We start from the raw sequence: 26,032 nt of genomic DNA, 5'->3' as shown, positions 1-26,032 counted from the left end.
TCCCCCGCACCCCAACCCGTCAGGCGACGGAACTCGGGACGGTCCGCGGACTTCTTTTCTTTGGTACCCGCGTGTTGATCTGTTCGATGTAGGTCCAGAGCTTCGGGTTGCGCGACAGTTCGGCGAGCTTGGACTCGATCGACCCCAGGTGCCTAACCACCGCCTCCCTCGCGGCGGCGGGATCACCGGATTCGATACCGGCGACGATCGCTTCGTGGTCCTCGATGACCTGCTCCGTGCGGCGCACGGCAAAGATCCGCTTCAGGTGGCGCATACGGTCCATTTCGCCCTTGGCCTGATTGACGGTGCCCCATACGCCCGGCAGACGCGCCGCCGCGAAAATGGTGCGGTGGAACTCCTCATCGAGCGCAAAGAACGCCGGATAGTCCTCCTCGGCTGCCGCGTTTTTTTGCGCGACGATGCAGCTGTGGAGCCGGGCCAGATCCTCGAGGCTGTGGCGGGAGGCCGCCTGCATTGCCGCCCCCTCCTCGAGTTTGAAGCGCACGAAGCAGGCTTCCATGTAGCGCTGCACCTCGATGGTGTTCACATAGGTGCCGCCCTGCGGCACCACCGTCACGAACCCGTCCTCGACCAATCGGATGATCGCCTCGCGCACCGGCGTCTTGCTGACGTTGAGGATCGCCGCGATCTCCTTTTCCGAAATGGCCCGCCCGGGTAGCAGCCGCACCTCGACAATCAGCTGGCGCAGCAGCGCGTAGATGCGGTTGGCCATATGTCCTTCGCGCCCGAGGGCGTCGGGCGAGATCAGCTCGGCGAGAGGGAGAGACGGAAAGTCGACTGGTTCTGACATATCACATTCGTAACTGAGATATCTGTTTGAGTTGTGATATGTCAGAAAGAGATCGCGCGTCAAGGGTTGGCCGCGGCGGTTTCTACCGCGTGGGCAACCGTGAAGGAGCGGGACCGCCGTAAAGACGTCGGATTTCTAATTGCGCGTAGCGGCGCTTCGCCTCTCGTCCGAGCCACACCCTCCCAGCCTCCCACAAGGGGGAGGTGCGGTCTGGCGGGCTTGGCGAGGTCGTGCCACAAGCACCATGGGCCTAATCAGGTGGAAGTGACGCAAATTTTGCCGAACGCACCGACGCCCACCTCCCCTTGGATGGGGGAGGCCGGGAGTGGGTGATGCGATGCCGCGTCGGACACTCCCCTCAAGGAGAGCAAAAGAGCCTGGCCCGGCGATACCGCCGAGCCAGCCAATGTGCGCTCCTCCTGCGCTTCACCAGCCCTCCGAGACCCTGACGATCCTGCGCCCAAGGATCTGTCCGGCAAGGATCTCTTCGGCAGCCTTTGGCAGATCCTCGAGCGACATCTCCTCGATCAGCGCCTCATAGCTCTCGGCATCGAAGAGCTCGACAAGCCGCCCCCACGCTTCAACGCGCGCTGCAAAGGGCTGCATGACGCTCTCGACACCCAGGAGGCTGACGCCACGCAGGATGAACGGCAGAACGCTGGTATTGAACTCCATACCTGCGGCGTTACCGAGGGCAGCGACCGCGCCGCCATAGTTGACCTGGCGCAGGAGCTTGCCCAGCACCGCCCCGCCGACGCTATCGATCGCCCCAGCCCAGCGGGCGCTCTCCAGCGACTTGTCCGGCTCGTTGAGGAAAGCATCACGTGCGATGACCTCGCCGGCCCCGCGTCCCTCGAGCACAGCGCGGTGCTCAGGTCGTCCGGAAAGCGCTGTGGCCTTGTAGCCGAGGCGGGACAATAGGCCGAGAGCGATGGAGCCGACCCCACCAGCGGCGCCCGTCACCAGCACCGCTCCGCTGTCCGGCCGAATGCCCGCCGCCTCCAGCCGATTGACGGCAAGCATCGCCGTCAGGCCGGCCGTGCCCAGCACCATGGCCCAGCGCGTTGTCGCGCCAGCCGGCAGCGGGACCAGCCAGTCGGCCTTGACCCGAGCCCGCTCTGCATAGCCGCCCCAATGGGTTTCGCCCACCCGCCAGCCGGTGAGGATCACCTTGTCACCCGGTCGATGCCGATCATCGGAACTCTCGCGGACGGTTCCGGAAAATCGATGCCCGCCACATGCGGATAGGTGCGCACGAGCCCGCCTCGGCCGGCGAGGCAAAGCCCGTCCTTGTAGTTGAAGCCAGACCATTCGACGTCGACGGTGACGTCGCCTTCCGGGAGATCCTCGTCAGCAATGGTGCGCACCGAGGACGAGACGGTCCCATCCGCGCTCTTTTTCGTGACGAGTGCCCGCAGCGCCATGCCGTTTCCTCTTCTATGCCCGTTCCGAATTGAGCCTAGAGGCGGCCCGGTCGCTTGAAAAGGAGTGCGCTTACAGGCAACCAGCGGGATTTCGGCTATTTCGCGGTAACAGAAGGCTCCTCAGCAGGCTTTTTGGCCACAGTTTTCTCGATTTCCGCGCGCATACAATACTTTGTACTGACGCTGGCGCACGTAGAGGACGAGCACCGAGGGATAAACTTACGTGTTTTGCCTGCCTGCTGTAGGCGCTCAACCGCACAGCGGAAGGGGTGCGCCACATTTTGGAGGAGTGGGAGATGTTGCGATCCATGTCGATTTTCCTGATTCAGTTCGACCGTGGCCTTTGGGCAAGAGGCCGACGTCTCGGTGGAACGGGGCGCGCACATTGCCATTATCGGCGGCTGCCACGATTGCCACACGACGGGCTATGCACAGAGCGAGGGGCAAGTTGATCCGGCTGCCGCCCTCAAAGGCGACTCCGTCGGTTTCCAGGGCCCTTGGGGGACCACCTATCCGACAAATCTCCGTATCCTGGCGGGCCAGAAATCCGAGGATCAATGGGTGGACTATCTCAAGTCTTTCAAGACACGGCCGCCCATGCCCTGGTTCAACGTGCATCACTTCGCGGAGTCGGACATGCGTTCGCTGTATCAGTACATCAAATCGCTCGGTGAAACGGGCGACCCGGCGCCGGAGTTTGTGCCGCCAGGTCAAAAGCCCAGCGCTCCCTATATCGTAATGGCGCCGCCACAGATGCCTGAGTGACAGCGGTTCTGCTCCCTTTGAAATCCAGTCAGAGTTCGAGGGTCCGATCGCGCGCATTGGACGTTTCAGCAAACCCGTCCCGGACTTGATCCGGGATGGACGCCACTTTTGCGGTTCGGAAGCGCGAGAGAATAGAGCTCACGCCGCTTCCGGCACCGGCCCGATATAGCGCGACTGGGGGCGGATCAGGCGTCCGTCCGTCGCCTGCTCGCGCGCATGGGCGAGCCAGCCGGCCATGCGGCCGATGGCGAAGAGGCCGGTGAAGGCTTCACGCGGGAAGCCGAGCGCCTCGAGCAGCAACACGGTATAATAGTCGACATTGGTGAGGAGCGGCCGATCGGGCTTGCGCTCCGCCAGGAGTCTCAGCGCTGCCGTCTCGACGGCCTCGGCCAGCTCAATGCGCGCCTTGTCCACCTGCCCGGTTGCGGTGAGCCGCTCCAGCACCGATTTCAGCGCATCGGCGCGCGGATCGCGCACCCGGTAGATGCGGTGGCCGAACCCCATCAGGCGCCTCCCCTCATCGAGTTCGGCTGTAAGCCAATCGCGGGCGTTCTCGGGCTGACCGATAGCGTCGAGCATGTCGAGCACCGGGCCCGGTGCACCGCCATGCAGCGGCCCTTTGAGGGCGCTCAGCGCTGCCAGGGCCGAAGACGCGAGCCCGGCGCCGGTCGAAGCGATGACGCGGGAGGCAAATGTCGAAGCATTGAGACCATGATCGCAGACCATGACCAGATAGCCATCGAGCGCCGCGGCGTGCTCCTCGCTCGGCCGCTCGCCGCGCAGCATATAAAGGATGTCGGGCGAATGCCGAAGGCCTGGGTCGGGCGCGATGGCGGCTTCACCGCGCTGGCGCCTTAGGATTGCCGGCAGGAACACGGCCGGCCCGGCCAGAAGGCGCAGTGCCGATGCCACGTCCTCACCATCCTGCAGCCGGCCGAGCAGGACACGCATGGCATCGACCGGCGGCATGGCGAGGAGCAGATCGTCCAACGCGTCGACGTGCACAAAGGCCTCGGCGCGCGCGGCAGCGAGCGCGGCTTCGTCTATAGCTTGGTTGCCGAAGAACCGGCCGAGCAGCAGGCTCGCTGCGTCTTCGAACCGGTATTCGGCGACAAGCTTGTCCAGCGGCAGACCGCCGATGACCAAGCGACCGGCAGCGCCGTCGACGTCAGACAAGCGGGTCTCGGCCGCAACGACGTCTTCCAATCCGCTCTTCATCCGCATTTCTCCTTTGTCTCAACGTTTCATCGGCGCTAGTTTGATTGACGTCAATCTTGACGCAATTGATCAATGTCACCGATGCCCTGGCTCACCTCCGCGCAAGCTCTCGCCCTTCTCGGCACCAAACCTCAGACGCTTTATGCGAACGTCAGCCGGGGCCGCATCCGGGCGAGGCCCGATCCCGCCGATCCGCGGCGCAGCCTCTATCATGGCGAGGACGTCAGGCGACTTGCTGCCCGTCCGGCCGGTCGGCGTGCCAGTGGTGCGATCGCGGCCGAAGCGATCCGGTGGGGCGATCCCGTGCTCGCTTCGGCCGTTTCGACAATCGCGGGCGGGCAGCTCTACTATCGCGGGCGGGACGCCGCCACCCTCGCCGCCGCTGCCACGCTGGAGGATACCGCTGCGCTGCTGTGGGGCGTGCCCGGACCGCTGCACCTCGGCCGACCTGTCGATAGTGTCGCGCCCGGCGTCGTGCCCAGCCTCTCGACGGCACTTGCCGTGCTCGCAGCCCATATCGGGGCGGATGCGCCGACCATCGGCCGATCGCAGGCGGACCTGACCGACGAAGCGGCCCGCGTGCTCGACATCGTTGCGGCAACACTCGCCCCCGGTCCGGCCGACCAGCCGCTGCACCGGCGCCTCGCGCTCGTGTGGGATCGGCCCGAAGCGGGCGATGCACTGCGCCGCGCCCTGGTGCTGCTGGCCGACCACGAGCTCAATGCGTCAACCTTTGCCTGCCGTGTTGCCGTTTCCACCGGGGCGCCGCTGTCGGCAGCGGTGCTCTCGGGGCTCGCCACCCTCACAGGGCCGCTGCATGGCGGCGCTTGGCGAGCTGTGCGCGCTGCCGTGGCGCAGACGGCCGGGGACGAGCAGGCCGTACGCGACTACTTTTCCGAAGGCCGCGCCATTGCGGGCTTCGGTCATGCGCTTTATCCGGATGGCGATGTTCGGGCAGAGGCGCTGTTCGAGAGCTTCGAGATACCGGCGCCCTATGCCGCGGTCCGCAAGGTCGGAGAGGAGATTTTCGGCGACCGCGTCAACGTTGACTTCGCGCTCGCCGCGCTCACCAGTGCCCACCGATTGCCGGACGACGCACCCCTCGTCGTTTTCGCCGTCGCCCGCACCGTCGGGTGGCTGGCTCATGCGGTCGAGCAGGCCGTGGGCGGCAGCCTCATCCGGCCGCGCGCCCGCTATGTCGGACCGCCGCCGGAACTGCCGGCCTAGACCAGCGGTTGCGGTCGGTGGGGAATCTGTCACGATCGTTCGCGGTTGTGGCGTGCTGTCGCAGACACCTTTGGTCGCATCATGCTTTGCGCCATATAGACCTTAATATCCTCGTAGCGCTGCTTTCGTGCGGCGTCGCCATCGGGCGGGCAGAGAAGGGTATGGTATGTTCCTAGGGCTGACGGCGGAAATCCTGGCGCGGATCCAGTTCGCGTTCACCGTTTCCTTTCACTTCCTCTTCCCGGCCTTTTCCATCGGCACGGCAGCTTATATTGCCGTCCTGAATGCACTGTGGCTGTGGAAGCGGGACCCGGCCTATCTCAAGCTCTTCGAATACTGGAAGACGATCTTTGCCATCACCTTCGGCATGGGCGTCGTCTCCGGCATCGTGATGAGCTACCAGTTCGGCACCAACTGGGCGGTGTTCTCGGACCGGGCCGGCGCCGTCATCGGGCCGCTGATGGGCTACGAAGTGCTGACCGCCTTCTTCCTCGAGGCCGGGTTCCTTGGTATCGCGCTCTTCGGGCGCAAGCGCGTGGGCGACGGGCTGCACATGTTCGCGGTCGCCATGGTGGCCATCGGCACCCTGATCTCGGCGACCTGGATCACCTCTGCCAACAGCTGGATGCACACGCCTGCCGGTTTCTCGGTTGATGCCAATGGCAGTTTCGTGCCGGAGGACTGGCTGGCCATCATCTTCAACCCGTCCTTTCCTTACCGGCTGACCCATACAGTGCTCGCCGCGTTCCTGACTACCGCCTTCGGCGTCGGCGCAGTGGGGGCCTGGCACCTGATGAAAGATCGGGAGAACCGGCAGGCGCGGATCATGTTCTCGATGGCCATGTGGATGGCCGCCATCGTCACGCCGATCCAGATCTTCGTCGGCGATCAGCACGGGCTCAACACGTTCGAGCACCAGCCGGCCAAGATCGCCGCCATGGAAGGCCACTACGAGACCCAGAACGGCGCTCCGCTCATCCTCTTCGGCATCCCGGATGACGAGGCCGAGGAGACGCACTTTGCCATCGAGATCCCCAAACTCGGTTCGCTGCTCCTCACCCATAGCCTCGACGGCGAGGTGCATGGTCTTAAGGAGTGGGCGCGCGAGGACCGGCCGCCGGCCATCATCCCGTTCTTCACCTTCCGCATCATGGTCGGCATCGGCTTTCTGATGCTGGGCATCGGCCTCTGGTCGCTATGGGCGCGCTGGCGGGGAACGCTCTATACCAATCAATGGCTGCATCGCGCCGCGCTGGTCATGGGACCTTCCGGCTTCGTTGCCGTGCTCGCCGGCTGGTACACGACAGAGGTCGGCCGCCAGCCCTATACGGTCTACAATCTCATGCGCACGAGCGAGAGCCTGTCGCCGGTCGATGCACCGGCGGTCGGCGCCTCGCTCATCGCCTTCATCGTCGTCTACTTCATCGTGTTCGGGGCCGGCGTCTTCTACCTCTTACGCCTCATGCGGCGGACGCCCGTGATGGATGAGGATCACGAGCTCGACAAGGGGCCGCACCGCGCCGCCGGCATCAATCCCGGCCCCGCACAGGAAGAGCCGATCCGCGAGGGAGGCACCGATGCCCATTGATCTGCCGACCGTCTGGGCGGGCCTCATCGCCTTTGCCGTTCTCGCCTATGTGGTGCTCGACGGATTCGACCTCGGCGTCGGCATCCTGTTTCCGCTATTTCCCGCCCGGCATGACCGCGACGTGATGACCAACTCGGTCGCACCGGTCTGGGACGGCAACGAGACCTGGCTGGTGCTGGGCGGCGGTGGGCTGATGGCCGTCTTTCCGGTGGTCTACGCCACGGTGCTGCCGGCGCTCTATATGCCGATCATCTTGATGCTATTGGGCCTCATCTTCCGGGGCGTTGCCTTCGAGTTCCGCTGGCGCACCCAGCGCGGGTCGATCTGGTGGGACGTCGGGTTCTCTGCCGGGTCGACGATTGCTGCCCTGATGCAGGGCATCGCGCTCGGGGCCTTGGTCAAGGGCATCGCCATCGCCGACCGCGCCTATGCCGGGGGGTGGTGGGATTGGCTGAGCCCCTTCACCATCCTCACCGGGCTAGCCGTCGTCGTCGGCTATGCGCTTCTCGGGGCGACCTGGCTCAACCTCAAGACCACCGGCGATCTCCAGCAGCGCGCGCGCCGGATCGCCGTGGCGACGGGAGCTGGCACCATCGCGCTCATCGGGCTGGTTAGCCTCTGGACGCCCTTCATCAACCCGGTCTACTTCGATCGCTGGTTCGGCTGGCCCACCGCGTTCTTTTCGGCCTTCGTGCCGCTGCTGGTCGCCGGATGCGCCGTCGCCCTCTGGCACGGGCTGACGACGGACAAGCACCTGCAACCGTTCCTTGCGGCGCTGGGCCTCTTCGTCCTCTCGTTCGTCGGCCTCGGTATCAGCTTTTATCCCTATATCGTGCCGGGAGCGCTGACCATCGAGGAGGCTGCCGCCCCGGACAGCTCGCTTGCCTTCCTGCTGGTTGGTGCAGTGGTGCTGGTGCCGATCATCCTCGCCTACACCGGCTACGCCTATTGGGTGTTCCGCGGCAAGGTCGATCCCGAGGAGGGCTATCACTGATGGCAGACCCGCCGCTTCGCCGCCGGCTGCTCTGGTTCGTCGGCCTCTGGGTCGCCGGGGTTCTCGCTGTAACGGCAGTCGGACTCGTCATCCGGGCGTTCCTGATGCCCGGTTAAGCCATGCATCTGGCCTGGAGCTCGCCAGGGGCCACCACAACGGTCTGGTGCGCCGTGCTTGCGATCGAACTTGGCACGCTTGCCTCGCGCGCGACTGCAGGATTGACAAAGAGCACGGCCATTGCCGTCGCTATGACGAACACGGTCGTCACCAGTGGAACGATGCGCTCGGCGTTCATGACCCGCCTCCCTTGGACTGATACATCATCTGTCGGATCTCGATGGTGAAGACGAAGCCGGGCCAGTGCTCGGTGTGCAGCTCGGCGAAGCGCCGCGACCAATAGATGGCCGCGTCCCTGTCGGCGACGTCGTAGACCGCATAGCCGCCGAAGACCTCCTTGGTCTCGGCAAACGGCCCGTCGATGGTGCTGATATTGCCCTTGGCGTCGACCATCATCAGCGCGCCAAGGCCGGTCGGCAGCAGTCCGCCCTGCTCGACCAGCACGCCGGCAGCCTCAGCCTCGGCGCCCAATTGTATGATCGCCTCGAACAGTGCCGCCGGCGGTGCGCCGGCCGGGTTGGGTTCGGGAGATTTGACCAGGCACATGAACTTCATCTTCGTCACCTCGTGTTCCCCAGCCACCTGAAACGGCCGGTCTCGATATGACGACGAACAAGGTTCGGTGGAATCGACATGGGGCCGGCACATCGTGCCGGCCCCATGAAAAAGGATCGAATGTGTGAGTCTCGACCAGGGCGTTGTCCTCGAACATGCCTTCCATGCCGAACGTATTGACCAGCTTTTCGGGCCCGACGACCGCCAGGTATCTACCGTGAAAGACGTATACCTCGGTCAGGCAATGGTCAGGTCAGCTTGTCCAGCATGGCCTTGGTCAGGCCCTGCTTAAGGTCGAAGTAGCCCTTCCAGGGGTCGGGCCCTCGGGCCTGCTCCACCGCGGCGGCAAGCGAGAACTGGTTGGCCTTCTCGACACCATCGAGTTCGTCCCAGGTCACCGGTACGGCGACCGGTGCGCCCTGGCGCGAGCGGGTCGACCAGGGCGCGATGGCGGTGGAGCCCCGCTCGTTGCGCAGATAATCAATGAAGAGCTTACCCTTGCGCTGCGCCTTGGAGAGGTTGGCGGTGTATCTGTCCGGCTGCTCGCCGGCGAGCTTTTGCGCAAAGCCCCGACAGAACTCCTTGACCTGCGGCCACTCCAGTCTCGGCCTGATCGGCACGATGACGTGCACGCCCTTGCCGCCGGTGACCATCGCAAAGCTTTCGAGGCCAAGGCCGGCGAGCTCTGAACGCAGATCGACCGCCGCGGCCTTTACCGCCGCAAAGTCGAGGCCGACGTCCGGATCGATATCGAAGATCAAACGCTCGGGCTTTTCGATGCTGGTACGCCGTGAGCCCCACAGGTGCCACTCGAGCACATTCATCTGCGTGCCGGCAATCAGGCCGGCAAGGCTGTCGATATAGAAATAGTCCTCTTTCTCGCCTTCCTTTTCGACGATCGCTACCGACTTCATCTCGGAAGGGAAGCCGCCGGTGTCGTGCTTCTGGAAGAAGCAGTATTTGGCCCGCCCCTGCGGGCAGCGCACGAGGCTCAGCGGCCGGTCGGCGATGTAGGGCAGCATGCGCTCGGCCACGGCCGCGTAATAGGCGACAAGCTCGGCCTTGGTCACCCCCTGCTCGGGATAGATCACGCGATCGGGGCTGGTCAGCCGCACCCCCTCACGCTCGGCCGCGGCCAAGCCCTCCTCGACGGGCAGATGTGCCGCCTTGCCGCCCGTGGTTGTGGTTTTTCTCGCAGTTGTGGTCTTCGATTTGTTCTTGGCTTTATCCTTGGCTTCGTCCCTGGCGGCAGGTTCGACTGTTTCGATCGGGCGCGGCGTTTCCATCACGACCCCCTTTGCTTGGATGTCCTCGCGCAGCGCGAGGAAGGACGGGTGGCGCAGGTAATTGTCGGGAGTCGTTTCGGTAAAGGCGACCTCGGCCACCAATTCCGGCTCGACCCAGCGCGCGCGGCGCACGATGTCGCGCGGCACCTCCTCGAACGCCTTGGTCTTGCGGGCCAGCGCGTCGAGCTTTTTCTGCAGCTCGATGGAGCCCTTAGTGTTGAACCCCGTGCCGACGCGTCCGCGGTAGATGAGCTTGTCACCCTCGAACGTGCCGAGCAACAGGGAAGCAAAGGTGCGCTTTTTTTCCGACGGGCGCCATCCGCCGATGACGAACTCCTGCCGCTTGGTGCATTTGACCTTGAGCCAGGAGCGGGTGCGCTCGCCGCGATAGGGCGCACTGGCGAGCTTGGCGATGATGCCTTCATGTCCGGCCCGGCAGATGTGGTCGAAGACGCGCTGCCCGTTGCCGGTCACGTGCTCGGAGAACTGTATTGACGAGGAGCGCTCTATCTTGCCGAGGAGGTCCTTCAGGTCGTCCTTGCGCTCCTTGAGCGGGCGCCGACTCAAGTCCTTGCCGTCGCGTTCGAGGAGGTCGAAGGCGAAAAACACCAGTTCGCCGCCTTCGCTGAGCGCGGTCTTGAGGGTTGTGAAGTCCGTCCTTCCCTTGTCGTCGAATGCGCAGATCTCGCCGTCGATCAGGGCCGAACCGCGGGTCAGGCGCGAGAACGGATCGACGAGCGCTCCGAACTTGTCGGTCCAGTCGTTGCCGTTGCGGGTATAGAGCCGCACCGAACCACCGGAAATGGCCGCAAAGCACCGGTAGCCGTCATATTTCATCTCGAACAGCCAATCGTCCCCTTGCGGGACCGCATCGACCAGCGTTGCCAGTTGGGGCGGCCGAAATTCGGGCAACGGCTTGGTTCCCGGCCTCGGTTTGCGCGCGCGTGCTGCAGGCGCGGGTTTGTCCTCCTCGGTCTCGTCGGCATTGGACTGCCAGACGGCCTTGGCCGGGGTGCGCGTGCGCTTCTTCGGTTTCAGGCCCTTGGCGATCCCCTCCAGGTCACGGCCGGTGGAAACCGAGCGGGTGAAGCGCTCGGTCAAGGTACCCTCGTCGCGGGCGTAGCGGTCGCGATGCTTGATCAGCAGCCAGTTCTGGCGCGCGGCGGCACCTCGTCGCTTGCTGTCGCGGCCCTTCATGTGCACCAGCACCCAGTCACCTTTCATCCGCTGCCCGTTGAGGCGCATCTTGAGGTCGCCCTTCTGCAGGCCCTCGTGCGGATCGCCAATCGGCTCCCAGGTGCCCTCGTCCCAGAGCATCACGGTGCCGCCGCCATACTCACCTTCCGGGATGGTGCCCTCGAAGCCGCCATAGTCGAGCGGATGGTCCTCGACGCGCACGGCGAGCCGCTTGTCCTCGGGGTTGTCCGAAGGCCCCTTGGTCACCGCCCAGCTCTTCAGGACCCCGTCGAGCTCGATGCGGAAGTCGTAGTGCAGGCGGGTGGCATCATGCTTCTGGACGACGAACGACAACTGTTTGCCCGTGCCGGCGCGCGCGGCGCCCTCCGGCTCCTGGGTCTTGGCGAAGTCGCGCCTGGCCCGGTACTCCTTGAGCAGCGTATCCGCCTTCTCGGCCATAGCTCAGCTCGCCTTCTTGCGGGTCGTCGCTTTCGCTTTCGATTTCGATTTGGAAGCAGACGAGGATTTGGTGCGCGCCTTGCCCCGGGAGCCTTCGAGGCTTTGCTTCAGGGCCGCCATGAGGTCGACGACGTTCTCACCCGACGGACGGGCGGGCGCCTCCTCTTCCTTTGCGGTGATCTTGCGGCCCTTGGACTTGAGCTTGCGCTCGATCAGCTCACGCAGCGCCGCCTGGTAGTGATCCCTAAACACCTCGGCGTCGAACTTGGCGGTCTTCTTCTCGATAAGGGCGGTCGCTACATCGAGCAGGTCCTTCTCGGCCTTCTTGTCCGAAATCTCGCTGAAATAGGGGTCGGCCTTGCGGATTTCCGCCTCGTAGTGGAGCGTTTCCATCAACAGGCCGGTGCCGGTGGGCTTGATGGCCACCAGATACTCCTTGCCGCGCAAGGCGAGCTGCCCGAGCCCGACCTTCTCAGTCTGGCGCAACGCATCGCGGATCACCCGGAAGGCATCCTCGGCCAACTCGTCGGAGGGCACGACAAAATAGGACTTGTCGAAATAGATCGGGTCGATCTCGCAGGCGCCGACGAATTGGGTGAGCTCGAGCGTCCTCTTGGTCTCGAGCTTGACGGCATCCAGCTCCTCGTCGGTCAGAAGGACATAATCGCCCTTCTCGTACTCGAAGCCGCGCATGATCTCGTCCTTGTCCACCGGACCCACTCCTTCCACGACCTTCTGATAGTGGATGGGCTTGCCGGTCGGCTCGTGGATCTGGCGGAACGAGGGCTTAGCGCCGGATTTGGTGGCGCTGTAGAGTTCGACAGGGATGGAGACCAGGGAAAGGCGCAATTGGCCTTTCCAGATGGGACGTGCAGCCATGTGACGCTCGCAACGCTTCGAGTTTCCTCATGCGTCAACGCGATGCCCGCGGCGATTGTTCCTGTCTCAACACTTTGCTTCGTTGTGCGACGAAGGCCCCCTCACCGGACCACAAAAACAAAAAGCCCGGCGGTCTCCCGCCGGGCTCAAAATGAGAAGCTGGGCCAGGCTTAGTCGAGAGTGAAGTACTGCTCGCGTGCGCGCAGGAAGAGCATGTCCGTGCCGTCGGTCTTCTGACGCACGAGCTTGAGCCCGGCCACGAAGCTCTCAGCCGTCTTCTTGGTCAGCGGGTCACCGCTCTCGCGGATTTCGGTGAGCAGTTCCTTGGCGGCAACGGCGCCCGCCTCCAGGATCTCCTCAGGGAACTGGCGGATCTGGACGTCGTGCTCGCTGACGAGCGCCTGCAGGGCGCGCGGGTCGTTGGCGGCGAAGTCGGCCGCGACCGCGTCGTATTCGGCCTGGCAGACGTCCCTGACGATCGCCTGCACATCGGCCGGCAGCGCGGTGAACTTGGCCTTGTCGACCACGAGTTCGGTGGCGAGGCCGGGCTCGATGAAGCTCGGGAAGTAGTAGTTCTTGGCGATCTGGTAGAAGCCGAGCGCCAGATCGTTATAGGGACCGACGAACTCGGCCGCATCGAGCGTGCCCGACTGCAGGGCGGCGAAGATTTCACCGGCTGCGAGGTTGGTGACCGAAGCGCCGAGCTTAGCCCAGACCTGCCCACCGAGGCCGGGCGTGCGGAAGCGCAGGCCCTGCACGTCGGCAACGCCCGTCAGCTCGTTCTTGAACCAGCCGCCAGCCTGGGTGCCGGTGTCGCCCGAAAGGAACCCCTGCAGACCGAACTGGTCGTAGATCTCGTCCCAGATCTCCTGGCCGCCGAGATAGCGCACCCAGCCGGTCAATTCGCGGCTGGTCATGCCGTAGGGCACACCGGTGAAGAACGACAAGCCCTGGCTCTTGTTCTGCCAGTAGTAGGCCGCGCCGTGGCTCATCTCGGCCGAGCCGTCGATGACAGCATCCAGCGCTTGCAGGCCCGGCACCATCTCGCCGGCGGCGAAGACCTGGATGGTCAGACGCCCGCCGGTCGCAGCCGTGATGCGGTCGGCAAGGCGCTGTGCACCGACGCCGAGGCCCGGAAAGTTCTTTGGCCAGGTGGTCACCATGCGCCAGGTGGCGTTGCCCTGGGCAATGGCAGGGGTCGCCAGTCCTGCAGTCGCAGCAGCAGCTCCAACCGCCGTCACGCTGGCGGATTTGAAAAATTCACGTCTCTTCACAGTCATCCTCCCAAGAGAGCCCCAGCGGATCATCGTCCGCTTACAAAGCAGTCAGCGCCGCCTTCTCCTGAAGGCGGCCGCAACGCATTCGCGTTATCATAGACAAGCGCCATGGCGAATGGTTGTCCAGTACACTGCTTGCAGCGAATTACAAAACCGATAAAGAGCTACCCACTACTACGCAGCCGCATCGCATAGGCGGCGTGCTACCATTCGCTCCTGGGGAGGAGCCCGGACAGAGATGAACCTTCGACAGCAGATCCTGGCGCTGGCGGTGCTGCCGCTCGTGCTCGCCATCCTTGCCATCACTGCGCTCGTTACCTTCCAGTCCACACAGCTGGCGCGCGCCAGCATCGCGACCTTCGAGCGCAACCTGCTGCGGTCCAAGGAGAACGAGCTCCTCAACCTGACCAACATGGCGATCTCGGCCATCGACGAGATCTACTCGGCCGCCGGACCCGACGACGAGGAGGCCAAGGCCCAGGTACAGGCAATCCTATCGGCGCTCGATTATGGGCCGGACGGGTATTTCTTCGTCTACGACTACGACGGGATCAACGTCGTCCATCCACGCCAGGCGTTCCGTCACGGCAGGAACTGGCTCGATATGGAAGATCCCGACGGCAATCGCGTGATCTACAACCTCATCGAACGGGCCAAGGAGGGCGGCGGGCTCCACCAGTACAAGTGGGAGAAGCCATCTGCCGGGACCGTGGCCGACAAGCTCTCCTTTGCCGTCGGCCTCGACAAGTGGCAATGGATGCTCGGCACCGGCGTCTACCTCGACGACGTCTTCGCCCAGACCGCCGCGGCCGAGGAGGACCTGCGCTCGCATATCAACACCACCTTCATCATCGTTGCGGCCATCACCGTTCCCATCGTCTTCGGAGTATTCCTTGCCAGCTTCATGCTGACGCTGCGAGAGCGCCGGTTGGCCGACACCAAGCTCAAGGCATTGACGCAGAGGGTCATCGATACGCAGGAGGAGGAGCGCGCCCGCATCGCGCGCGAGTTGCACGACGGCATCTCGCAGTCGATGGTGGCGGCCCGCTACATGCTCGACCTTGCAGCCGCCAAGGTCCGCTCCGATGCGCCGGATACGCTCGCCGTCATCGAGCGCGGAGCCCAGGGCCTCAACGGCGCCATCAAGGAGGTGCGGCGCATCTCCCACGACCTACGACCTGGCATGCTTGACGATCTGGGCCTCAGCGCCGCACTCGAAGCGCTGACCGACAGCTTCACCGAACGCACGGGCATCACCGTCGACCTCAAGTCGGTGGCGTTCAAGAACGTGCTGCTGCCGGAGGCAAAAACCGCCCTCTACCGCGTCGCGCAGGAGGCGCTGACCAACATCGAGCGGCATGCCGACGCCACCCATGTGCGCATGGCGATCTCCAGCGACGGCAACGGCGCACAGCTTCTCATCGAGGATGATGGACGCGGCTTTTCCGATATGCCGGCGGCGCGTGCGCAGGGCGGCCTTGGCTTGCGCAATATGCAGGAGCGCATGGAACACTTCGGTGGGTCGCTTGACGTCAGGACGACCCGCGGAGGAACAACGCTCCGAGCCCGCCTGCCCAAGTCGGTCTACATCGGGCAGAGTTCGGAGCTCGAACCGGCGTGAGCGCACCCATTCGCGTCCTGATCTGCGACGATCATCCGCTGGTGCTCGAGGGCATAAGGTCGGTGCTCGAGACCTATGCGCACATCGAGGTTACCGCAGCGGTCGGCTCGGCCGAGGCGGCGCTGGCCGAATCCGCGAAGATCGCGCCGGACGTGGTGATGATGGACATCAACATGCCCAACCTCAGCGGGCTCGACGCTATCGAGCTCTTCCGCGAGCGTTTCCCGAAGGCGCGGCTGCTGATGCTCTCCATGCACGACAGCCGTGAATACATCTCGACCGCCGTCATGTACGGGGCCTCGGGCTATATCCTCAAGGACGTATCGACCGACGAGATCGTCGCCGCCATCGAGGCGGTGGCGGCGGGCGGCACCTATTTCTCCTCGGGAGTGGCCGACGCGCTGCTGGAGCGGCGGCACCGCAACGAGGCGGCCATGCCGCTGACGACGCGCGAGCAGGCCGTGCTGCTACTGCTGGCGCGCGGCAAATCCAACAAGGACGTCGCCGCCGATCTCGACATCTCGGTGCGCACGGTCGAAACACACCGCAAGAATATCAAGAAAAAGCTCGGCATCGCCACCACCGCTGGCCTCACCCGCTATGTCATCGACAACGGGCTGATGGGCACGGAGGGGTGAAAGGCTACTCTCCCGTTCCCACTTTTTCGCGTCCCGCTCTAGTAGAGCACCTCCGGCAGCCAGGTGATGATCTGCGGGAACGCGAATAGCACCATGATTGCGATGATCTGCAGGATCACAAAGGGAATGACGCCGCGATAGATCATGCCGGTCGAGACCTGCGGCGGGGCGACGCCGCGGAGGTAAAAGAGCGCAAACCCGAAGGGTGGCGTCAGGAAGCTCGTCTGCAGGTTAACGCCCACCATCACACCCAGCCAGATCGGATCGAGCCCCAGGGTCAGCAGGATCGGCGCGGTGATCGGGATCACGATGAAGATGATCTCGAACGTGTCGAGGATGAACCCCAGGAGGAACATGATGAACATGACGATGATCGCCGCGCCGATGGCGCCGCCGGGCATCGAGGCGAGGAACTCGTGCACGAGATTGTCGCCGCCCATCATGCGGAACACGACCGAGAATACCGCCGCGCCGAAGAGGATGATGAAGACCATCGAGGTGATGGTCGCGGTCGAGACCACCACCTGATGCAGGATGGGCAAGGTGAGCTTGCGACGGAGCGCGGCGAGGATCAAAGCGCCGACGGAACCGACGGAGGCGGCTTCGGTTGGCGTCGCGATGCCGCCGAGGATCGAGCCGAGAACGGCGATGATCAGCAGCAGCGGCGGGATGAGGGCAACCGCCACCTCGCGCAGCAGGTGCTGCCGCTCCGCGTCCGGCACCGGGGTCGCCGGGCACGACTTGGGGTCGGTCACCGCCTTGAAGACAACGAAGCCCATGTAGAGAGCGACCAGCACCACGCCCGGCAGGAGGGCTCCGGCAAAGAGCGCGCCGACCGACACCGGCTCGGGCGCGAAATTGCCCTGGGCCATCTGCACCTGCTGATTGATGCCTGAGAGCATGTCGCCCATGAAGATGAGAACCGTCGAGGGCGGGATGATCTGGCCGAGGGTGCCTGACGCGGCAATGACGCCAGTCGCGAGCTCGGGCTTGTAGCCGGCACGCAGCATCGCCGGCAGCGAGATCAGGCCCATGGTCACGACTGTTGCGCCGACAACGCCCGTCGAGGCGGCAAGCAGCGCGCCAACGATGACTACGGAGATGCCGAGCCCGCCGCGCAAATTGCCGAAGAGCTTGCCCATGGTCAAAAGCAGTTGCTCGGCGATGCCCGAACGTTCGAGCGTCACGCCCATGAAGATGAAGAGCGGCACGGCGACCAGCACTTCGTTGATCATCAGGCCGATATAGCGGGGCGCCAGCGAGCCGAAGTTCGAGGGGTCGAACACGCCGAGCCACCAGCCGATGAGCCCGAAGATCAAGGCGGTGCCGGCCAGCGAAAAGGCGACGGGGAAGCCAATCAGCAAGACGCCGATGACGCCGACGAACATGAGGGCAGAGAGAATCTCTCCCAGGAGGACGGGATCCATCAGGCGATCTCTCCGGCGTGGTGGGCGTCACCATCGCGCTGGTAGCGCAGGTGTTCGGGCAGCATCTCCTCACGGCCGGCCAGCACCAGGATGGCACGGGCGGCCATGGCGAGGCCCTGCAACGCGATGAGCACGGCAAAGACGAGGATAAAGCTCTTGAGGATAAAGAGCCCCGGCATGCCGCCAATGTTGCCCGAGCCCTCGCGCAAGCCCCAGGAGCGGGTGACGTTCACCCAGCCATAGGTCCAGACCACATACATGAACGGCAAAAGGAAAAAGACGACGCCGAAGAGATCGGCTATCGCCTTTCGCCGCACCGGCCAGGGCCGGTAGAAGATGTCCACACGCACATGGTCGTTGCGCAGGAGCGCGAAACCGGCGACGCCCGTGAACATGGCGCCCGCCAACCACACATAGAGGTCCTGCAACCAGATCATCGATGTGTGGAAGACGTAACGCTGCACCACCACGGTGAAGCAGACGAGCACAGTACCGAGGGCTAGCCAGGACAGGGTCTGTCCGACGATCCAGTTCAGTCCGCCGACGAGACGGATGAACCCAACGAGCAAGCGCATTTGCCGATATCTCCCCCCGCATCTTTCTTCTTATTGCGGGCAGTGGACGGATAGGGCAAATCCGGTACGCCGTGCAACAGCCGATCGACCCGAAAACGCCGTTTTCGGTCACGGGACCCCGTAGAAATGGGTAGGTGCGACGGCGGTCCAGCCGCAGGCCACGTGCCCGCAGGCGCGCGTCGCCGCCTAACCGGTTGATATTGCTCGGAACCTGGACATTTATACGAATTTTGTATTCGTCTAAGAATAAGATATTCGATTACAACGGCTTAGGTGAAATACGAATGTCATATTCAATCGTTAGCGTCCACACATCGAAGCTTGACTTGGCGACCTAAAGCAGCCGCTCAAGTATTTCTGTCAGCGATTTATTCCGGAACCAGAGCGAAAGGCATCGGCATGCTCGAAATCAGGAGCGCGACTAAGTCGTTCGGCGATGTCCTGGCGGTGGACCAAGTATCGTTGCGGGTCGAACCGGGTCAGATGGTGGGCGTCATCGGCCGCTCGGGGGCGGGCAAATCCTCCCTGCTGCGGCTCGTCAACCGGCTCGTTTCCGCGACATCGGGCGATATCCTCTTCGAGGGGCGCAGCATCAGCGGCCTTTCCGGCCAGGACCTGCGGGCCTGGCGGGCCCGCTGCGCCATGATCTTCCAGCAGTTCAACCTGGTGAACCGGCTCGACGTCATCACCAATGTCCTTATCGGGCGCATCGGCACGGCCGGCACGCTGCCAGTGATGTTCAAGCATTTCTCGACGCATGAGCGGGGTATGGCCGCGGCGGCGCTCGACCGGCTGGACCTGCTGCCGCAGGCCCTGCAGCGGGCCGACACGCTTTCCGGTGGTCAGCAGCAGCGTGTCGCCATCGCCCGGGCGCTCATCCAGAACCCGAAGCTGATCCTTGCCGACGAGCCCATCGCCTCGCTCGATCCGCGCAATGCGCGCCTGGTCATGGAAGCGCTGCGCACGATCAACAAGGAGGATCGGATGACCGTTATCTGCAACCTCCATACGCTCGATGCCGCCCGCGCCTATTGCGACCGTATCGTCGGCATGGCGCAGGGCCGCTTGGTATTCGACGGCGCGCCCGAGGCGCTGACGCCGGCGGTCATCCAGGAGATCTATGGCGGGGCCGACGACGAGACGGTCGACGAAAGCCTCACGTCGACCATTGTCGCGCGGCACAGGGTTGCTGGCACGGCCGAGCCCCGGGTGGTCCAATCGGCGCACTAAGTTGTTGAGTTATCGCGTTTTCGAACCGCAAAAGTGGCGACCGCTTTTGCTGAAAACACTCCGGACGCCGCAGCGCCCGATCCTTTCAGTCCCAATAGGAGAACTGGTCCCATGACCGCTCGCTTTACCCGCCGTGCCTTCACGGCGCTCGCTCTCGCGTTGTCTCTTGCCGCGCCCGCCCTCGCCCAAGATTCTCCAGCCCCGGACTGGCGCGAGCAGTTTCCGGAACTGACGATCGGCATCTCCTCGGGCGAGAACGAGACCGATGCCATCGCACGCACCCAGCCCTATGCCGACTATTTGAGCAGAACGCTGGGGGTTCCGGTCAACATCGTGCGCGGCACCGACTATGCCGCGGTCATCGAGGCAATGCGCCAGGGCCATGTGCAGATTGCATCGGTCGGGCCAGCCGCTTACGCGCTCGCACGCAAGATCATGGGGGAAGGAGTTGCGCCAGTCGCCATCACGCTCGACGAGGCCGGGGACCGAGGATACTACTCGATCCTCGCCGTGCAAGCCGACAGTCCCTACCAGACGATCGAAGACGTCAGGGGCCAGTCGTTCGCGTTCGCCGATCCAAACTCGACCTCCGGCTATGCAGTTCCGTCCTACTACCTGTCGACCGAACTCCAAACGACGGCAGACGAGTATTTCGGGGAGGTCGCCTTCTCGGGCGGTCATGAGCAGAGCGTTATCGGCCTCGTCAACGGCACCTTCGAGGTTGTCGCCACTCATTGGCGCAACGAGAATGCCGGCAACATCCAGACCATGGAAGACAAGGGCATGATCCCGGAGGGCTCGACCCGGATCATTTGGAAATCGCCCGTGATTCCGAACACGCCGGTGATGATGCTGACCAGCCTGCCGCAGGAGTTGCAGGACGAGTTCCGCGCCGCCCTCATGGCTTTCCCCGAGGCCGATCCGGAAGGCTTTGCCGAGTATACCCGCGGCAACTCCACCGGTTACGTCGAGGCCAGGCACGAGGACTATCTCGATGTGATCGCCATCACCGAATACAACGCCGCAGAGCGCCGCCGCAACGCGTCCAACTGATCGAAAACGCCCTGGCGGCACGGAGGGCTCTGCCTCCGTGCCGTTTTCTCGGCGAACCTCAAGGTCCGGCACAATGACGATGCGCGCAGAGACGGCCGGAAAGCTGCCGGCGTCCACACACTCGGAGCGTATATCTGCCTTTGAGGAACACTATCGCAGCGCCCGCAATCTAAAGCGGTTGTGGACCACTCTCTACGGGGCGCTGTTCCTGGCGGCCCTCGTCGGCTCAATCCTTGTCAGCGACTTCAGCATTACAGGGCTCCTCATCGGCCTGCCCAAGGCCTGGAACTACATTGCGGGGACCCTGCCGAGCCTCTCGCTGTCCAACTTCTGGGCAGACCTCGCCGACTGGTACTGGGGCATCAACTACTGGCTGCGCCTGCTGGTCGAGACGATCCTCATGGGATTTGTCGGCACCGCGCTCGGCGGCATCGTTGCGCTCTTCCTGTGCTTTCCCGCCTCGCGCAACCTCATCGACAACACCGCCATCTATTTCGTCAGCCGGCGGCTGCTCGAATTCTTCCGCACCGTTCCCGAACTCGTCTTCGCGCTGATCTTCGTTTTCGCCCTCGGGCTCGGCCCGTTCGCGGGCGTGCTGGCCATCGCCGTGCATACGGCCGGTTCGCTCGGTAAGCTCTTTGCCGAAGTCAACGAGAACATCGACCCGCGTCCGATAGAGGGCGTACGAGCGGCGGGCGGCAGCTGGGCGATGATCATGCGCTTGGCCGTCGTGCCGCAGGCATTGCCCAATTATGCGAGCTATGGGCTCCTACGCTTCGAGATCAACGTCCGGGGCGCCTCGGCGCTCGGCATCGTCGGAGCCGGTGGCATCGGGCAGGACCTCTACGTTGCCATCCGGCAGTTCGAATACACCGACATCAGCGCCATCATGCTGCTCCTGATCGCCACCACCGCGATCATCGACATCACCTGCGAAACGATCCGCCACCGCCTGATCGGCCAGGATCTCACCACGGGACACTAGAATGACCTTGACCATCACCCATGGCGAGATCGCGCGCCTCAGGCGCTCCAATCCCGAAATCTTCCGGCGTCCGCTGGCCGAGCGACTGCGCGAGTGGGGCCTGTGGCTCGGGTTTGCCGCGCTCCTCGCCTTCGGCCTCTGGTGGATCGACGCGTCGCCCCTGCGCATCTGGAACGGGCTGTCAAAGCTCGGCTTCCTCGTCGTCCTGATGATCCCGCCCACCGATGGCGGCGCTTTTCTCGGCTATTGCTACGCCATGCTCGAGACGCTGGCGATGGCGTTCCTCGGCACGCTGATCGCCGCCGTTCTTGCCGTGCCGCTGGGATTCCTCGGCGCCAAGAATCTCGTGCCCAACCGGCTCTTCCACTTCGGGCTGCGCCGCGTCTTCGACACCTTCCGCGGCATCGACGGGCTGGTCTGGGCGCTGATCTTCGTTTCGGCCGTCGGTCTCGGCCCGTTCGCCGGCGTGCTGGCCATCGCGGTCGGCGACCTGATGGTCTTTTCCAAACTCTTTGCCGAGGCCATCGAGAACGTCGACCGCAAGCCGATCGAGGGCGTGCGGGCCGCCGGCGGCAGCGGCATTCAGACCATGCGGCTCGGCGTCTTCCCTCAGGTCTTCCCGGTCATGATGAGCCACGTGCTCTACTTCTTCGAATCCAACGTTCGCTCGGCCACGATCCTCGGCATCGTCGGGGCGGGCGGCATCGGCCTCGCGCTTTCCGACCGTATCCGCATCAACAATTGGGATGAGGCGGCCTTCATCATCGTGATGATCCTGGTAACCGTCGCCGTCATCGACAACCTCTCGCGCCGCATCCGCATGCGGATCATCAACGCCGATACGGGCAGGAAATGAGCGAAAAGACCCCCGGCGAGCAGCCGAGCATCCACCCCAGCGCGAGCATCCGCGAGTCGCGCCTCGGCCGTTTCACCGAGGTCGGCGCACGCACCTCCATCGCCGAGACCGATTTCGGCGACTACAGCTACATCGTCCATGACGGCTCGATCATCTATTCGACCATCGGCAAGTTCTGCTCGGTCGCCGCGTTCGCCCGCATCAACCCGGGCAACCACGCCACCTGGCGGGCGAGCCAGCACCACTTCACCTACCGCTCGCACCAGTATGGGTTCGATCTCGGCGACGATATCGAATTCTTCCAATGGCGCCGCGACCATCGCGTCACCATCGGCAACGACGTGTGGATCGGGCACGGCGCCGTCATCATGCCGGGCATCACCATCGGCGACGGAGCCGTCGTCGGTTCCTCGGCGGTGGTCACCAAGGACGTGGCGCCCTACACCATCGTCGCGGGCGTGCCGGCCAAAGTCATCAAGCGGCGTTTTCCAGAATCTGTTGCCGAGCGGCTCATTGCACTCGCCTGGTGGGACTGGGATCACGACAAGCTCGGCGAAACGCTGCGGGACATGCGGGCGCTGAGCGCCGAGGCATTCGTGGAAAAATACGAGGGCTAGCGGCATCGATCCCTCGCCCAGGGGAACCGAGGCGACCTTGTCGCGCAACGGGTTGCATTGCCGTCATTGGCCTGCGGCAAGCTCCAGGAGTTCCGCGCGCGAAGCGACCTCGAGCTTTTGGAAAATGTTATGGACGTGAACCTTGGCAGTCCCGTCCGACACCTGCAACTGATAGGCAATTTCCTTGTTTGACGCGCCTTTAAGGATCAGGTCGACGATCTGAAGCTCGCGGACGGTGAGCGACCGCGACCGCTCCTGCCATCTGAGCCGCCGCTGGCCCTCGCGGTGCAGGGCAGCCTGGATCTCTTGACCGGACAGCCAGTTGCGACCTGCCGCCAGCGCATGCAGACAATCCATGAGCGTTTCAGGCGCGGCCTCCTTGAGCACCAGTGCGGCCGCACCATTTGCCACTGCATCGAAAACCTGGGCATCCGAGATCGTTGCGGTGAGCAAGGCAACCCGAGTTGGTAACGCCTCCAGCCGGATGGCCGCCAGCACTTCGAGCCCCGACAGGCCTGGCATGTTCAGGTCGAGAACCGCGATGTCGGGCTTTTCCTGGCGAATTGCCGTCAGGATAGCCCTGCCTTCGGGCGCGGACGCCACGACGGTAAATGCGTTGTCGGTGGAAACGAGGTTGAGCAGGCCGCTCAGGACAATCGGATGGTCATCTGCGATCGCTATCCGAACAACCATGCGGTCAGGCCTCCGGCAACTCGATGGCGAGGTGGCCCCCGCGCTCATCGACAAAAAGGCGGCAGCTTCCACCCATCTCCGTTATCCGCTGCGCCAGTGAGAACGGGGCGGGGTCGCCGTGGGTCCGGCGCTGCGTGGTAGCGTGGTTGGTTCCATTGTCGAAGACATCCATAAAGATGCGATCGTCCATGCGGGCCTCGATCCGCACATCCGAAGCTCTGCCATGCCGCGCCGCGTTGGCGATGGCCTCTGCGATTATCAGCCTCAGCTGCAGTTCCCTGCTTGCGGAGACCATGGCGCTGGTGGGTTCGACGCGGGTCTGGATACGGCACCCCCACTGGCGGGCCAGCGCCCGGCCGGAAGTCTCGAGAACCGCCGCCAGGGAGGTGTGCGTGCCGGCCGCTCTCTTGGGGTTCATCAGGTCGACGAAGGCACGCATGCGTGCCTGCTGCTCGCCGAGCAGCTCGACGATCTGGGTGAAGCTCTCCTTGTCGCCCGGCGCGACCCTGCTCGACATTGCCTTGAGAGACAGTCCCGCCGCAGTGAGGTCCTGCAGAGTGCCATCGTGCAGATCGCGCGCCAGTCTTGCTCTCTCCCGATTGACGGATGCTTCGGCAAGCTCTCGCGTCAGGCGATAATGCTCGAACCGATCACCGATCCGGCGAGCGACCAGTTCCGTCAGGGTCAACAGCTCGAAGCTGAACGGGCCAGGGTCGAGCATGAACACGGTACCCGAATAGGGTGGTGCTTCGAACGGCGCAGCCGAAATACACGCCACCCCGAACTCCTCAAGCAGTTCATGCGCAAGCGGGGCCTGGGCGAGCAGGCGTGCGCGGCGCCGCCGCGTCACCACCTTACCAGTCACGCGAGACCAGTAGAAACTGCGGCCGGAAATCTCCTTGGCAACGACGGCTCCGCCAGGTTCCGCCGATTGCGACGTCAGACATTCCGTGCCCGTCCACAGCGCAAGGTGCAAGTGCGGATCCGCCTCACTCTCCCAGACGACGAGCACCCGCCGAACGCCCAGAACCAGGGCTGCATGCTCGAGTGTGCTGGCGAGTTCCGGATCGTCTTTCGCCTCGCCTTCGGCTGCAACCAGCCAGCCCGCCAGGTGCTGCAGCCGCTCTTCGTTGCGCTCTCGATACCAGCCGAAATAGGCGAGCAGGACCGCCGCAACGATGAGGTATGTGGTTCGCACGGCCGCCCGGTTGAAATCCACGTCCCCGCCCGTGGCACCCTGGAAAGCGGTAATGCCCAGGAATGCCGTAACAAGAACCAGCGCCGTAAGGGTCGCCCCACGAGCACCCCAGGATAGAGTGCCGCCGACAATTGCCAGGGTGAAGAAGGTAAAGAACGGGCTGGTTGGGCCTTCGGTCAGGAAAACCAGGACTGCTGCAACGGCGATGTCGACGGCGTGGACGAAGAGGGTCCGCCGCGAGTCGGCGGGGGCGGTCCGCTCAGCGACAACAACCAGAGCTGCCCCGAGGACGTAGGCCGCAAGCAGCGCGTAAGTGATCTGGCTGAAGCGCGCGGGCTGCGTGGGGTCGATATAGGTCGCAACGAGTGCCACCGAAGCCAAGAGCAGCCGCGAGTAGGCGACTGCCCGACCGGCTCCGCCCTGAGCCACCCATTCGGCAACCCGCGATGGCAACGATAGACGCCGCGCCGTAGTGTCGACCTTTTCAGTCAGCTCTCTTCCCCCGGAGTGAACCAGCGATGTCAGTCTATGCGGGTTCGAAGACGTGACGTAGCGCGCGATCAAGATATTGTTAACCGATACATCGATCGTGTCCCGGATTCGTACCCGCCTGCACCGGCTTTACCTCAACACCTCTGCAGCGAAGGCAGTTCCGTGAACCGGGGCGGGCACCGCAAGTGGTTGAATCAGCGTATGTTTCGATCACAAAGAGAAATTGGCGTTTGCTGAAGCCGCCAAGCTGAAACCCTAATTAATGATTAACGGCGGTCTATATCCGTAGTTGTATGGTTTCCGATTCCCTAATGCGCAAGAACAACTGCAACCGGGCACGCTTTCGGGTGAGGCACAAGTAGGTGGGGCTGCGGTTGTTTTGAGCAAGGCGCGTCTTGCTGGCGCGCAAAAGGGAGATATCAAATGAAGAAAGTTCTTATGGGGCTGCTCGCGGCCTCGATGTTGTCTGGGGCGCCCATTGCCATCAGCACCAGTGCCTATGCTGCAGTCGTCCTCGGCTCCGACGTCTGCGGCGAACTGCCGAACGTCAAGTGGAGCTGGATTATTTCGAGCACCACATCGACGTCGGGTGGTGATACCTCGACGACCATGGGCGACGTTGCATACCAGGGCAACGGCAACGTTGGGAAGGCGGACGTCACCACGACAACGAGTGCCGTGATCGAGACCACGACCAATGTCTGCACCGCGATCAATCCCCAGGGCAAGGTGAACGCGGATCATTCGACGGTCACCGCTACTGAGGTAGAAATCGCTCCGGCGTCCAGTACGACCACGAACGAGGTCGTCTGCAATAAGGGCTCAAGCCTGCCGACCTGCCCGCTCTCCTAAGCCCTGGCGTGCCTGAACA

24 protein-coding genes and 1 pseudogene are annotated in these 26,032 nt (G+C 63.8%); 13 read left to right on the top strand and 12 right to left on the bottom strand.

All coding sequences use genetic code 11. The features are described from left to right. Positions 1–19: 19 nt before the first annotated feature. Positions 20–811 (bottom strand): GntR family transcriptional regulator, encoded by a 792-nt coding sequence (locus tag QQK18_RS12710; protein ID WP_284340710.1) that lies wholly within the window; start codon positions 809–811, stop codon positions 20–22. Positions 812–1,237: 426 nt separating this feature from the next. Continuing rightward, positions 1,238–2,235 (bottom strand): annotated as a pseudogene (locus QQK18_RS12705) (acrylyl-CoA reductase family protein). A 366-nt stretch (positions 2,236–2,601) separates the two neighbouring features. Here QQK18_RS12705 and QQK18_RS12700 point away from each other — a divergent pair. Then, positions 2,602–3,000: a hypothetical protein gene (locus QQK18_RS12700; RefSeq protein ID WP_284340709.1), complete on the top strand. Its 399-nt coding sequence runs from the start codon at positions 2,602–2,604 to the stop codon at positions 2,998–3,000. 138 nt (positions 3,001–3,138) lie between these two features. Here the strand turns inward: QQK18_RS12700 and QQK18_RS12695 are convergent, their stop codons facing one another. Further along, positions 3,139–4,218 (bottom strand): citrate synthase/methylcitrate synthase, encoded by a 1,080-nt coding sequence (locus tag QQK18_RS12695; protein WP_284340708.1) that lies wholly within the window; start codon positions 4,216–4,218, stop codon positions 3,139–3,141. An 81-nt stretch (positions 4,219–4,299) separates the two neighbouring features. On the opposite strand from QQK18_RS12695, the gene QQK18_RS12690 reads away from it, so the two are divergent. The 4 genes from QQK18_RS12690 (at position 4,300) to QQK18_RS27555 (ending at position 8,143) form a co-directional block, all read left to right on the top strand. Further along, positions 4,300–5,445, top strand: a complete 1,146-nt coding sequence (locus QQK18_RS12690) for a citrate synthase (RefSeq protein ID WP_284341034.1) — start codon at positions 4,300–4,302, stop codon at positions 5,443–5,445. A 166-nt stretch (positions 5,446–5,611) separates the two neighbouring features. Beyond that, positions 5,612–7,033 (top strand): cytochrome ubiquinol oxidase subunit I, encoded by a 1,422-nt coding sequence (locus QQK18_RS12685; RefSeq protein ID WP_284340707.1) that lies wholly within the window; start codon positions 5,612–5,614, stop codon positions 7,031–7,033. After that, on the top strand, positions 7,023–8,027 hold the full coding sequence (cydB, locus tag QQK18_RS12680) for a cytochrome d ubiquinol oxidase subunit II (RefSeq protein WP_284340706.1): 1,005 nt from the start codon (positions 7,023–7,025) through the stop codon (positions 8,025–8,027). The genes QQK18_RS12685 and cydB overlap by 11 nt, the downstream gene beginning before the upstream one ends. Further along, positions 8,027–8,143 (top strand): DUF2474 family protein, encoded by a 117-nt coding sequence (locus QQK18_RS27555; RefSeq protein WP_379994376.1) that lies wholly within the window; start codon positions 8,027–8,029, stop codon positions 8,141–8,143. The genes cydB and QQK18_RS27555 overlap by 1 nt, the downstream gene beginning before the upstream one ends. Here the strand turns inward: QQK18_RS27555 and QQK18_RS12675 are convergent. The 5 genes from QQK18_RS12675 to QQK18_RS12655 form a co-directional block, all read right to left on the bottom strand. After that, a complete protein-coding gene (locus QQK18_RS12675) occupies positions 8,140–8,322 on the bottom strand; it encodes a hypothetical protein (protein ID WP_284340705.1) in 183 nt (60 codons plus the stop codon). The two genes, QQK18_RS27555 and QQK18_RS12675, sit on opposite strands and share 4 nt — an antisense overlap. After that, entirely contained in the window at positions 8,319–8,699 is a 381-nt protein-coding gene (locus tag QQK18_RS12670; RefSeq protein ID WP_284341033.1) for a YciI family protein, read from the bottom strand. The genes QQK18_RS12675 and QQK18_RS12670 overlap by 4 nt, the downstream gene beginning before the upstream one ends. Positions 8,700–8,947: 248 nt before the next feature. After that, a complete protein-coding gene (ligD, locus tag QQK18_RS12665) occupies positions 8,948–11,620 on the bottom strand; it encodes a DNA ligase D (protein ID WP_284340704.1) in 2,673 nt (890 codons plus the stop codon). Between the two features lie 3 nt (positions 11,621–11,623). Continuing rightward, positions 11,624–12,499, bottom strand: coding sequence for a non-homologous end joining protein Ku (gene ku / locus QQK18_RS12660; RefSeq protein ID WP_284340703.1), 876 nt, complete (start codon positions 12,497–12,499; stop codon positions 11,624–11,626). A 170-nt stretch (positions 12,500–12,669) separates the two neighbouring features. Next, positions 12,670–13,779 carry a TRAP transporter substrate-binding protein gene (locus QQK18_RS12655; RefSeq protein ID WP_284340702.1) on the bottom strand — a complete coding sequence of 370 codons (1,110 nt, stop codon included), beginning with the start codon at positions 13,777–13,779 and terminating at the stop codon, positions 12,670–12,672. 235 nt (positions 13,780–14,014) lie between these two features. Between QQK18_RS12655 and mctS the strand changes: the two genes are divergently transcribed. Next, positions 14,015–15,397 carry a two-component system sensor histidine kinase MctS gene (mctS, locus tag QQK18_RS12650; RefSeq protein WP_284340701.1) on the top strand — a complete coding sequence of 461 codons (1,383 nt, stop codon included), beginning with the start codon at positions 14,015–14,017 and terminating at the stop codon, positions 15,395–15,397. Beyond that, entirely contained in the window at positions 15,394–16,035 is a 642-nt protein-coding gene (gene mctR / locus QQK18_RS12645) for a two-component system response regulator MctR (protein ID WP_284340700.1), read from the top strand. Before mctS ends, mctR begins: the two co-directional genes overlap by 4 nt. Before the next feature lie 38 nt (positions 16,036–16,073). Here the strand turns inward: mctR and QQK18_RS12640 are convergent, their stop codons facing one another. Together QQK18_RS12640 and QQK18_RS12635 are read right to left on the bottom strand one after the other, a co-directional pair. Then, positions 16,074–17,462, bottom strand: coding sequence for a TRAP transporter large permease (locus QQK18_RS12640; RefSeq protein ID WP_284340699.1), 1,389 nt, complete (start codon positions 17,460–17,462; stop codon positions 16,074–16,076). Beyond that, on the bottom strand, positions 17,462–18,037 hold the full coding sequence (locus tag QQK18_RS12635; protein ID WP_284340698.1) for a TRAP transporter small permease subunit: 576 nt from the start codon (positions 18,035–18,037) through the stop codon (positions 17,462–17,464). Before QQK18_RS12635 ends, QQK18_RS12640 begins: the two co-directional genes overlap by 1 nt. A gap of 399 nt (positions 18,038–18,436) precedes the next feature. Between QQK18_RS12635 and phnC the strand changes: the two genes are divergently transcribed. From phnC to QQK18_RS12610, 5 genes are all read left to right on the top strand, one after another. Then, on the top strand, positions 18,437–19,267 hold the full coding sequence (gene phnC, locus QQK18_RS12630) for a phosphonate ABC transporter ATP-binding protein (RefSeq protein WP_284340697.1): 831 nt from the start codon (positions 18,437–18,439) through the stop codon (positions 19,265–19,267). A gap of 111 nt (positions 19,268–19,378) precedes the next feature. Beyond that, positions 19,379–20,320, top strand: a complete 942-nt coding sequence (phnD, locus tag QQK18_RS12625; protein WP_284340696.1) for a phosphonate ABC transporter substrate-binding protein — start codon at positions 19,379–19,381, stop codon at positions 20,318–20,320. A 73-nt stretch (positions 20,321–20,393) separates the two neighbouring features. Next, the gene (phnE, locus tag QQK18_RS12620) at positions 20,394–21,305 is read left to right on the top strand and encodes a phosphonate ABC transporter, permease protein PhnE (RefSeq protein ID WP_284340695.1); all 912 of its coding nucleotides are present in this window, start codon (positions 20,394–20,396) and stop codon (positions 21,303–21,305) included. Position 21,306: 1 nt separating this feature from the next. Next, positions 21,307–22,161, top strand: a complete 855-nt coding sequence (gene phnE / locus QQK18_RS12615; RefSeq protein ID WP_284340694.1) for a phosphonate ABC transporter, permease protein PhnE — start codon at positions 21,307–21,309, stop codon at positions 22,159–22,161. Beyond that, entirely contained in the window at positions 22,158–22,778 is a 621-nt protein-coding gene (locus tag QQK18_RS12610; protein WP_284340693.1) for a DapH/DapD/GlmU-related protein, read from the top strand. The genes phnE (QQK18_RS12615) and QQK18_RS12610 overlap by 4 nt, the downstream gene beginning before the upstream one ends. Positions 22,779–22,841: 63 nt before the next feature. Here the strand turns inward: QQK18_RS12610 and QQK18_RS12605 are convergent, their stop codons facing one another. Together QQK18_RS12605 and QQK18_RS12600 are read right to left on the bottom strand one after the other, a co-directional pair. Beyond that, a complete protein-coding gene (locus QQK18_RS12605) occupies positions 22,842–23,543 on the bottom strand; it encodes a response regulator (RefSeq protein WP_284340692.1) in 702 nt (233 codons plus the stop codon). After that, positions 23,476–25,122: a sensor histidine kinase gene (locus tag QQK18_RS12600; RefSeq protein WP_284340691.1), complete on the bottom strand. Its 1,647-nt coding sequence runs from the start codon at positions 25,120–25,122 to the stop codon at positions 23,476–23,478. Before QQK18_RS12600 ends, QQK18_RS12605 begins: the two co-directional genes overlap by 68 nt. 462 nt (positions 25,123–25,584) lie before the next feature. Between QQK18_RS12600 and QQK18_RS12595 the strand changes: the two genes are divergently transcribed. Beyond that, complete coding sequence (locus tag QQK18_RS12595) at positions 25,585–26,013, top strand: hypothetical protein (RefSeq protein WP_284340690.1); 429 nt, start codon at positions 25,585–25,587, stop codon at positions 26,011–26,013. The last annotated feature ends 19 nt before the right edge of the window (positions 26,014–26,032 follow it).

The sequence above is a fragment of the Devosia nitrariae genome, assembly GCF_030160115.1.
GTDB lineage: Bacteria > Pseudomonadota > Alphaproteobacteria > Rhizobiales > Devosiaceae > Devosia > Devosia nitrariae.
Note: the sequence above shows the minus strand (reverse complement) of the source record. Positions and strands in the feature narration are given on the sequence as shown.

What these genes read in the sequence shown, in the direction of transcription:
- phnE (WP_284340694.1), top strand. Translation starts at nt 21,307, where the DNA reads ATGACCTTGACCATCACCCATGGCGAGATCGCGCGCCTCAGGCGCTCC.
- QQK18_RS12710 (WP_284340710.1), bottom strand. Translation starts at nt 811, where the DNA reads ATGTCAGAACCAGTCGACTTTCCGTCTCTCCCTCTCGCCGAGCTGATC.
- ligD (WP_284340704.1), bottom strand. Translation starts at nt 11,620, where the DNA reads ATGGCCGAGAAGGCGGATACGCTGCTCAAGGAGTACCGGGCCAGGCGC.
- QQK18_RS12655 (WP_284340702.1), bottom strand. Translation starts at nt 13,779, where the DNA reads ATGACTGTGAAGAGACGTGAATTTTTCAAATCCGCCAGCGTGACGGCG.
- QQK18_RS12640 (WP_284340699.1), bottom strand. Translation starts at nt 17,462, where the DNA reads ATGGATCCCGTCCTCCTGGGAGAGATTCTCTCTGCCCTCATGTTCGTC.
- phnC (WP_284340697.1), top strand. Translation starts at nt 18,437, where the DNA reads ATGCTCGAAATCAGGAGCGCGACTAAGTCGTTCGGCGATGTCCTGGCG.
- cydB (WP_284340706.1), top strand. Translation starts at nt 7,023, where the DNA reads ATGCCCATTGATCTGCCGACCGTCTGGGCGGGCCTCATCGCCTTTGCC.
- QQK18_RS12670 (WP_284341033.1), bottom strand. Translation starts at nt 8,699, where the DNA reads ATGAAGTTCATGTGCCTGGTCAAATCTCCCGAACCCAACCCGGCCGGC.
- phnD (WP_284340696.1), top strand. Translation starts at nt 19,379, where the DNA reads ATGACCGCTCGCTTTACCCGCCGTGCCTTCACGGCGCTCGCTCTCGCG.
- QQK18_RS12635 (WP_284340698.1), bottom strand. Translation starts at nt 18,037, where the DNA reads ATGCGCTTGCTCGTTGGGTTCATCCGTCTCGTCGGCGGACTGAACTGG.
- QQK18_RS12610 (WP_284340693.1), top strand. Translation starts at nt 22,158, where the DNA reads ATGAGCGAAAAGACCCCCGGCGAGCAGCCGAGCATCCACCCCAGCGCG.
- QQK18_RS12685 (WP_284340707.1), top strand. Translation starts at nt 5,612, where the DNA reads ATGTTCCTAGGGCTGACGGCGGAAATCCTGGCGCGGATCCAGTTCGCG.
- QQK18_RS27555 (WP_379994376.1), top strand. Translation starts at nt 8,027, where the DNA reads ATGGCAGACCCGCCGCTTCGCCGCCGGCTGCTCTGGTTCGTCGGCCTC.
- mctS (WP_284340701.1), top strand. Translation starts at nt 14,015, where the DNA reads ATGAACCTTCGACAGCAGATCCTGGCGCTGGCGGTGCTGCCGCTCGTG.
- QQK18_RS12695 (WP_284340708.1), bottom strand. Translation starts at nt 4,218, where the DNA reads ATGAAGAGCGGATTGGAAGACGTCGTTGCGGCCGAGACCCGCTTGTCT.
- QQK18_RS12595 (WP_284340690.1), top strand. Translation starts at nt 25,585, where the DNA reads ATGAAGAAAGTTCTTATGGGGCTGCTCGCGGCCTCGATGTTGTCTGGG.
- QQK18_RS12675 (WP_284340705.1), bottom strand. Translation starts at nt 8,322, where the DNA reads ATGAACGCCGAGCGCATCGTTCCACTGGTGACGACCGTGTTCGTCATA.
- phnE (WP_284340695.1), top strand. Translation starts at nt 20,394, where the DNA reads ATGACGATGCGCGCAGAGACGGCCGGAAAGCTGCCGGCGTCCACACAC.
- ku (WP_284340703.1), bottom strand. Translation starts at nt 12,499, where the DNA reads ATGGCTGCACGTCCCATCTGGAAAGGCCAATTGCGCCTTTCCCTGGTC.
- QQK18_RS12690 (WP_284341034.1), top strand. Translation starts at nt 4,300, where the DNA reads ATGCCCTGGCTCACCTCCGCGCAAGCTCTCGCCCTTCTCGGCACCAAA.